The 7,929-nt window shown below is 71.7% G+C and carries 8 protein-coding genes; all 8 read right to left on the reverse strand.

Annotated features, from left to right (window positions below; translation table 11 throughout):
- Positions 1-106 precede the first annotated feature (106 nt).
- The 8 genes from ACVNF4_RS29085 to ACVNF4_RS29120 all read right to left on the reverse strand — a co-directional run bounded on the left by ACVNF4_RS29085 (position 107) and on the right by ACVNF4_RS29120 (position 7,910).
- Positions 107-520 (reverse strand): putative quinol monooxygenase, encoded by a 414-nt coding sequence (locus ACVNF4_RS29085; RefSeq protein WP_461805861.1) that lies wholly within the window; start codon positions 518-520, stop codon positions 107-109.
- A gap of 36 nt (positions 521-556) precedes the next feature.
- Complete coding sequence (locus ACVNF4_RS29090) at positions 557-1,324, reverse strand: SDR family oxidoreductase (RefSeq protein ID WP_461805862.1); 768 nt, start codon at positions 1,322-1,324, stop codon at positions 557-559.
- A 52-nt stretch (positions 1,325-1,376) separates the two neighbouring features.
- On the reverse strand, positions 1,377-2,042 hold the full coding sequence (locus ACVNF4_RS29095) for a hypothetical protein (RefSeq protein WP_461805863.1): 666 nt from the start codon (positions 2,040-2,042) through the stop codon (positions 1,377-1,379).
- Between the two features lie 79 nt (positions 2,043-2,121).
- Positions 2,122-3,153 carry a methyltransferase gene (locus ACVNF4_RS29100; protein WP_461805864.1) on the reverse strand — a complete coding sequence of 344 codons (1,032 nt, stop codon included), beginning with the start codon at positions 3,151-3,153 and terminating at the stop codon, positions 2,122-2,124.
- A gap of 58 nt (positions 3,154-3,211) precedes the next feature.
- Entirely contained in the window at positions 3,212-3,865 is a 654-nt protein-coding gene (locus ACVNF4_RS29105) for a hypothetical protein (protein WP_461805865.1), read from the reverse strand.
- Entirely contained in the window at positions 3,852-5,090 is a 1,239-nt protein-coding gene (locus ACVNF4_RS29110) for an MFS transporter (protein WP_461805866.1), read from the reverse strand. The genes ACVNF4_RS29105 and ACVNF4_RS29110 overlap by 14 nt, the downstream gene beginning before the upstream one ends.
- On the reverse strand, positions 5,087-5,884 hold the full coding sequence (locus tag ACVNF4_RS29115) for an SDR family oxidoreductase (RefSeq protein WP_461805867.1): 798 nt from the start codon (positions 5,882-5,884) through the stop codon (positions 5,087-5,089). The genes ACVNF4_RS29110 and ACVNF4_RS29115 overlap by 4 nt, the downstream gene beginning before the upstream one ends.
- A 70-nt stretch (positions 5,885-5,954) precedes the next feature.
- On the reverse strand, positions 5,955-7,910 hold the full coding sequence (locus tag ACVNF4_RS29120; RefSeq protein ID WP_461805868.1) for an SDR family oxidoreductase: 1,956 nt from the start codon (positions 7,908-7,910) through the stop codon (positions 5,955-5,957).
- Positions 7,911-7,929: the final 19 nt, after the last annotated feature.

Here is a 7,929-nt window from a genome sequence, read left to right on the forward strand (position 1 = left end):
AACCCCGAGCTACCAAGAGGCCCTGCCTTCATGCCCGCAGCCAGTGGCAACCACCCGATCGAGACTCCTGTTCGACGCACACCCCTCAAGATCGGAACGACAACAGCTACTGAGGTGAACAAGTGCAGGAGGAGGGGACTTCCCTACGTCTGGGAGCGGGTAGAGGCAGTACCCGTGGGGTGGATGAGCCGGGCGCCTCCGGCTCGGTGGCCGGACCGGCGAGGCCCAACCGGTGCACGTCAAGGTCCCGTTGCAGGTACTCCATCCGCAGGTCCATGAACTCCTTCACATGCGGCTGAGCGAGATACCGTGCCACGGCCTCCTCGGACGCCCACCTCTCGTAGAAGACGAACAGGTCGGGATCCGCCAGGTCCCGGTGGACCCGGCATTCCAGGCAGCCCTCCTCAGCACGGGAGCGCTCGGCGAGCCGCACCAGGAGGTCACCCAGTTCCGTGGCCCGGCCCTGCCTGGCGCGGGCGAAGGCAACCGCCGACAGCGTCGTGTCCTTGTTCGGTGTCATGTCTGTCATTCTTCTCTCGGTGCAGGGCGGGCCGGGTCAGCGCAGCAGGGTTCCGCCGGTGGCGTCAAGGAAGGCGCCGGTGATCCAGCGGGGGTCGTCGCAGGCGACGAAGGCGACGACGACGGCGGTGTCGGAGGCGGTGCCGACGCGGTCGAACACGGACAGCGCGGCCATCCGCCGCAGGGCCTCGGCGTCGCGGAACACCGGGTCGCCGTTGTCGGTGACGCCCGGTGCCACCGTATTGATGGTGATCTCACGGATGGCGAGAACCGGAGCCAGGTGCTGGGTGATCTGCTCCAGGGCGCCCTTGCCCATGGCGTACGCGATGTGCTCGAGCACGGCGGAGTGGGTCATGCCGGAGGAGATGTTGATGACACGGCCGCCGTCCCGGATGGACCTAAGGGCCTTCTGGATCAGGAAGAACGGCGCCTTGGCGTTCACCGTGTAACACCGGTCGAGCATCTCCTCGGTGACCGCGTCCGGCAGGGCGCCCGTGAAGCCGGTGACCGCCGCGTTGTTCACCAGGATGTCGATCACCGCCGCCCCGGTACGCTCCACCAGTCCCTGTTCGACCGCGGCCAGCAGCCGCCCCACCGACCCCGGCCCGCCCAGCTCGGCCTGCACGGCGAAGGCACGTCCGCCGGCCTTCTCGATCAGCCTCACGGTCTCCTGCACCGCGGTCGCGTCGGCCGTGTAGTTGACGGCCACCAGGGCGCCGTCCCGGGCGAGCCGCAGCGCGATGCCACGACCGATCCCGCGGCTTGCCCCGGTGACCAGAGCCGTCCTGTTCCGCAGCCTGCTCACGTGATGTTCCCTCCCCCCGCGGATCGCGGAAAGCGCGCAACGGGCGTTGTCCTCAGCCTGCGTGGACGGAGGCGTGGAAGCTGTAGCGGGCGCCGGCGTCCGCCGCGCTCTGCCCCATGTGCTCCAGCAGTGGCACGATCACCTCCTCGATGTGGGCGACCGCCTCCGCCTCGGAGGCCCACTCGGAGAGCAGGAAGATGCCGGTGCCGTCCACGGCGATGTGGAAGTTCGCGGCGAGCGCCCCCGGATAGGCGCGGTCCTCGCCCTCGTTGCGCTCCTCGTTGTCGAGGAGCCCGTCGACCCACTTGCGGGCCACGTCATAGCTGTCCATCGTGAACACGGCAGCGGGGTAGCACTGCGGCACCGGCACCGGATCCGGCAGCACGGTGGGCCGCACGACGCGGTAGAGCTTGTAGGCCCGAGGCGTTCCCGGCTCGATGCCCAGCGCTCGCCAGTCGGGGCGCTGCGCGCCACCCGCCCGTTCCAGCTCCTCGCAGGACGCCCACTGGGCGTATGCCAGCAGCGAGGTGCCGTCGGTGCTGGTGAACAGGGACTGGGACAGCAGGCCGGCCGGCCACGGGGCCGACTCCCACTGCGCCAGGACGGCGGACGCGGCCGAGCGCTGCCGCTGGGCGTCGCCGGTGACGACTTCCTCGACCTGGGCGACGGAGACGTCACCGCGGTCGATGACCGGCCGGACGTCGGACGCTGGGGACATGATGCGACTCCTTCGGGATGGACGGGACCTCGACGGGCGGGATCTCGGACCTTACGGTCCCAGCGGTCGTCAGCGGCTCTCACCGATCCTTGTGGCCGATTACGAGAACGTCGTCGTGAAGGCCGGGAACCTCCGCGGTCTCGGGCCTGAAGCCCGCCTCCGACAGCCAGCCGTGCAGCTCCCGCACGGTGTACTCGTGACCGCCCCGGGACCAGACGAGCATGGCCAGACTGGCGAGCACCGCGTTCATCGGCGGCTTCTCCCCGCCCGCCATCGGGTCGTAGACGAACACCGCCCCGCCCGGCCTGACCGCCTCGTAGGCGCTCTTGAGCAACCGGATACGGTCCTCGGTGTTCCAGTTGTGCAGGACGTGGCCGAAGACCAGGACGTCGGCCTCGGGAAGCGGATCCTTGAAGAAGTCGCCGCCGTGGAAGGCGATCGCCGAGGCGGCGCCGTCGAGGGCGGCCATGTGCCGGGTGAAGGCCGGCTCCAGCTGGGGCAGATCGAAGACCGCGCCCGTCAGGTGAGGGTTCTGCGACACCACGTGGTGGGCAAAGTTGCCGCGCGCGCCACCGACATCGACGAAGGACGTGTAACGGCTCCAGTCGAGCCGGCTCAAGGCCAGCGACACTGGCGTGTTGAGCAGGTCCATGCTGTCCAGGAAGCCGTCGGTTGCCTCCGCGTCCTGGTAGAGGGTGTCGTAAGGGTTGCCCGCGACGGCGGCGCGGTTGTGCGGCGTGCCGGTGCGTAGCGTGGAGGCGAGTCCGTCCCAGGCCGGATTCAACTCGCGTTCGCAGAACTGCAGGTAGCCACCCAGGTATTCGGCGCGCCCCCGCACCAGGAAGCGTTCAGCGACAGGCGAGTTGGAGAACGTGCCGTCCGCCTGCTCCAGCAGACCGAGGTGGGTGAGCCCGACGAGGAGGCAATGGGCGCCGAGCGGCACCAGCCCGGTGCGGCCGGCGAGTTCGGCGGAGGTGGCGGGCTTGTCCGACAGCGCGGTGAAGACGTCGGACTCGACGGCGGCCAGCAGGATCCTGGTCTGCCAGTAACCGGCCATGATGCCCATGATCGGTCCGGGGGACACGGACGACTCGGGTGACTCAGCAGCCATGTTCGGAAGACTCCTTGATTCGAACGGGATGGAGGGAGAAGGGGATCCGTCACGTGCTTCAGACGTGCCGGTGGAAACGCTTGAAGCCGATCGGCCGCACCCCCGGGATCCGCGTGCTCACGCGGAAGGTGCCGGCCCGGCCCGCGCCGTCGAGGAAGGCGTCGTGCGCCTCGTCGGTGGTCCACTCAGCGAAGTTCAGGACCCGGGTGCCGTCGAGCGTGATGTGGAAGCCGGCGGAGAGCATGCCGGCGCGCGCGTCCTCGGGCTGCGACTCCAGCGTGTCGCAGAGCGCGTCGATCACGGCCCGCTGGCGGCCCGGCCCGTCCACGTCGAACGTCGCGACGACCACGCAACCGGGCTCGGCCGGCGTCGGGGCGAACACCACGCCGCGGTACGGCCGGTAGTCGACGGCCTCGACGGCGGCCGGTCCGGTCAGCGACCGGGCGAAATCCCGGTAGGCGTCGGGGTCCGACACCTGGACGCAGGTGAGGGCGGTCTCCTCAGCCGTGTCCAGGTAGGCGCCGTGCGAGAGGACCCCGGCGGGCAGGGGCACGGCCGCCCACTGGTCCAGGACGTCGTCGAGGAGTGCACGGCCGGTCGCCGCGTCGGGCACGTACCGCATGTTGACGAACGCGGCGGCCACGCCAGTGCAGTGGAAGGCGTGCCCGCCCCGGTGCTGTCGGGTGGCGGTGCGGTGCTCAGCGCCCGGCATGGTCTGTCCTTCCGATCCTTCCGTGAGGGGTGCGTCGGCCCGTGACCGCGACGGCGAACCCCAGCGCCGTGACCGCGGTGCCGATCAGGAGCGCTGCGCGGTAGCCCTCCCCGTACGTGAGCGGCAGCGCGACCAGCGGCAGCAGGAGACCGGTGCCCAGTTGGACGCACGTCTGGTAGAGCGAGACCGCCGCGCCCCGGTCGGCCACGCCGACGGACGCGGTGGCCTGGAGGTTCAGGGCCGTGAAGGCGCAGCAGAAGCCAGCCTCGACCAGCAGCAGCGCCGACAGCATGCCGAGGGCGTACGGGCTCCCCTCGGGCTTCGCGAGGTAGAGGGTGTGGCCGAGCAGCGGGAAGAGCGCGCCCAGGGCGATGAGCCGTCCGGTTCCGTACCGAGCCACGAGACGGCCCGCGAACGGCACAGTCAGCGCCAGGGGCAGGCAGGCGGGCAGCAGAGCGAGCGCGGTCTGCCAGGGCGTCCAGCCGATCCGGTGCGCCTGGAACGTCATCAGCACCAGCAGGCTCTGGTATGTCCCGTTGAGCGAGGCGGCGCCGAGCGCGGAGCGCAGCAGGGCGCGGTCCCGCAGCAGGGCGGGGCGCGGAGGGCGGGGAGCGGGGCCGTCGGCGCGGCCCGGCGGCAGCACGTACAGTCCGCACACCAGCAGCACCAGCGCCACCGGCGCCGGGAACAGGAACGTCCAGCGCCAGCTCGACTCGACCAGCAGGCCCGCGAGCAGCAGTCCGGCGGTGAAGCCGGCGGCGCCGAAGAGCGAGTAAAGCGACACCGCCCGGCGACGCGCGGGGCCTTCCGGGAACGTGTCGTTGATGATGGCCAGGCCGGCCGGCGCGGTCAGTGCGGCGCAGCAGCCCTTGACGACGCGGAGGGCGACAAGCGCGGCCAGGCCGTCGACGAATCCCCCGGCCAGCGAGGCGAGACCGAACAGCAGCATCGCACCCAGGTACACCGGGCGCCGCCCGGCGCGTGCCGCGAGCCGCGGCCCGGCGAGCAAGGTCGCGGCGAAGCCGAGCGCGAAGCCGCTCATCAGCCACTGGACCTCCCAGACGGACAGTCCGAGCCGGGTGCCGATCGTCGGCAGGGCCATGAGGACGACGGAGACCTCGATGGCGTCGAGGAGCATGTTGCCGCTGAGCACGAACAGCAGCAGCCGCTGCCGCCCGGTCCGGCGCACGGCTGCCCCGGCGACGGGGTGCGCGGTGTCGCTCACCACGGCAGCACTTGGCCGCCGGGCGTGCCGTCCTCCCCCAGGAAGGCGGCGGTGGGTCCGTCGTCGAGGGTGGCGAGCAGCACCGGGATGCGGGCACCCTGCTCGACGCCCAGGACGCCGTTGTGCCCGTTGATGTCGGTGGCGACGAAGCCCGGGGAGGCGGCGTTGACGAGGATGCCGGTGTCGCGCAGTTCGTTGGCGTAGGCGAGGGTGACGGCGTTGAGCGCGGCCTTGGAGGTGCCGTAGGCGAGCATGGCGGGGAACGTGCCCGGCGGGAACACCCCTGAGGGGTCCTCCCGCGCGGCGGCGGCCGCGAGGGAGCCCACCGCGCTGCTGACGTTGACGATCCGGGCGGAGCCCGCCCTGCGCAGCAGCGGCAGGAACGCGTTGGTGACGGTGACGACGCCGAACACGTTGGTCTCGTAGACCCGGCGCACCTGCTCGGCCGAGGTCTGGCTGGGGGCCTGCTCGGGGACGCCAATGCCGGCGTTGTTGACCAGGACGTGCAGCGGGCCCGTCTCGTCCTCCACGCGCTTGGCGGCGAGCGCGACCGAGTCCTCGTCGGTGACGTCGAGGTGCAGGAACCGGACGTCCAACCCCTCGGCGCGCAGCTCCCGTTCAGCGGCGCGGCCGCGCCCCGGGTCGCGGGCGCCGAGGTGGACGACGTGGCCGCGTTCGGCGAGCTGCCTGGCGATCTCACGGCCGATTCCCTTGTTGGCTCCGGTGACTACGGCGACGGGTGCGGTGCCGGGGGCCTTCTCGCCGTGGGACGGGGCCTGCTTACCGGGGGTCATGGGCTCCTTGCTTCCTTTGTCGGTCGTGGGTGGTCGGCCGAACCGGTCGACGGCCGGGGCGCGGCCGGTGTCAGCCGAGCAGGGTGCCGCCGGTGGCGTCGATGAAGGCCCCGGTGATCCAGCGGGCCTCGTGGGTCGCCAGGAAGGTCACCACGTCGGCGACGTCGTCGGCCTCGCCGACCCGTTTGAAGGCGGACAGCTGGGCCATCGCCTCGACCGCTTCCGGCACGTCGAAGATCGCGCCGCCGTTGTTCGTAATGCCCGGTGCCACGGTGTTGACGGTGATGCCGCGGGGCGCGAGGTGGCGCGCCAGATGCAGGGTGAGCTGCTCCACCGCGCCCTTGGTCATCGCGTAGACCAACTGGTCGGGGTTGGCGGTGCGGGTGAGGCCGGAGGAGATGTTGACGATGCGGGCGCCGTCGGGCATGAGCGGCAAGGCACGCTGCACGATGAAGTACGGCGCCCTGGCGTTGACCGCGAAGTAGCGGTCGAACTCCTCGGGGGTGACGTCCTCGGGCGGCCGGCCGGTCGTGGTGACGCCGGCGTTGTTCACGAGGATGTCGAGCCGGCTCTCGCCGATGCGTTCCTTCAGGCCCTGCTCCAGGCCGAGGAACAGCTCGTGCGCGTCGCCGGAGACGCCGAGTTCGGCGCGGACCGCGAACGCGGCCCCGCCCTCCTGCTCAATGAGGGCGACGGTCTCCTTCGCCGCCTGCTCGTTGGCCGTGTAGTGCACGGCGACCAGGGCGCCCTGGCGGGCGAGGGCCACGGCGGTGGCCCTGCCGATGCCGCGGCTGGAGCCGGTGACGAGGGCGGTCTTGTCGATGAGCCTGTCCACGGTTGACCTTCCGGGTGTCGGGGTGTGCCGGGCGGGCGGCCTGGGCCGCTCCTGGACGTCGAGGCCGCTGATCATGCGGGCCAGGTGGCGCTGGACGGCGTCGTACCGCAGCAGTTCGCCGAGGACGTCCCGCAGTGCGGTGACCTCCTGGGCGCCGAACAACAGCCGTGCCTGGGCCTGGATGTTGGTCAGGGTGCGGGCGCCCACGGGGTGCCGCTCGTCGTGGTAGCTGTCGAGGAGTCCGGGCCGGGCCGGGCCGGTGACCTGGCGGGCGAGTTTCCAGCCGAGGTCCGCTGCGTCCTGCAGCCCGAGGTTCAGGGCCTGCCCGCCGACCGGCATCTGGACGTGGGCGGCGTCACCGGCGAGCAGCACCCGGCCTCGGCGGTACTGCGTGACCTGCCGGGAGGCGTTGCCGAACCGGTTCAGCCAGAGCGGCTCGCCGTGGCGGATGTCCTCGCCGGTGACCGCCGACCAGGCCGCAGCGACGCGCTCGAAGTCGACCTCGCCGCCAGGCATGGCACCGTACCGGTGGACCATGAGCCGGGTGACGCCGTCGGGCCTGCGGTAGGCGGTGGCGACACCGTTCGGGTAGCGCTTCAGGCGCCGGTCGTCGAGGGTGAGGCCGGCGACGTCGGCGCGCAGCATCTCCTTGTCGGCGTCGCGTTCGGCGAACTCGAAGCCGGCGAGTTCGCGCACGGTGCTCCGTTCACCGTCGCAGCCCACGAGGTAGGCGGCGGTGAGGTCGTACGGTTCCCGGTCCGGGCCGAGGACACGTACCCGTACGCCGTCCGCGGTCTGGGTGAGGCCGGTGACGGTGTGGCCGCGGCGGATCTCGGCGCCGAGGTCGGACGCGTGCCGCTGGAGGACCACTTCGAGCCGGCTCTGCAGGCATTCCCACTGTCCGGCGTACAAGTGGTCCGGGTCGGCGGCCGCGAGGTCGAAGCGCAGGCCGCCGAAGTGGCCGGGGCCGAGGGCGGAGAGGGGGCCGAGGCGGTCCAGGATGCCCCGCTCCGCGAAGATTTCCATGGTCCTGGCGTGCAGCACGGACGCCCGTGATTCGCCGGTCGGCTCGGGCAGTGTCTCCAGGGCCAGGGCGCGCGCGCCGTTCTCCCACAGTTCGGCGGCGAGCAGCAGCCCGACCGGTCCGGCGCCGACGACGATGACATCGGCGGCCGTGGCGCGCCGGGTCACCGGCGGCCTCCCCGGCCGC

This window comes from Streptomyces sp. S6, assembly GCF_054880855.1.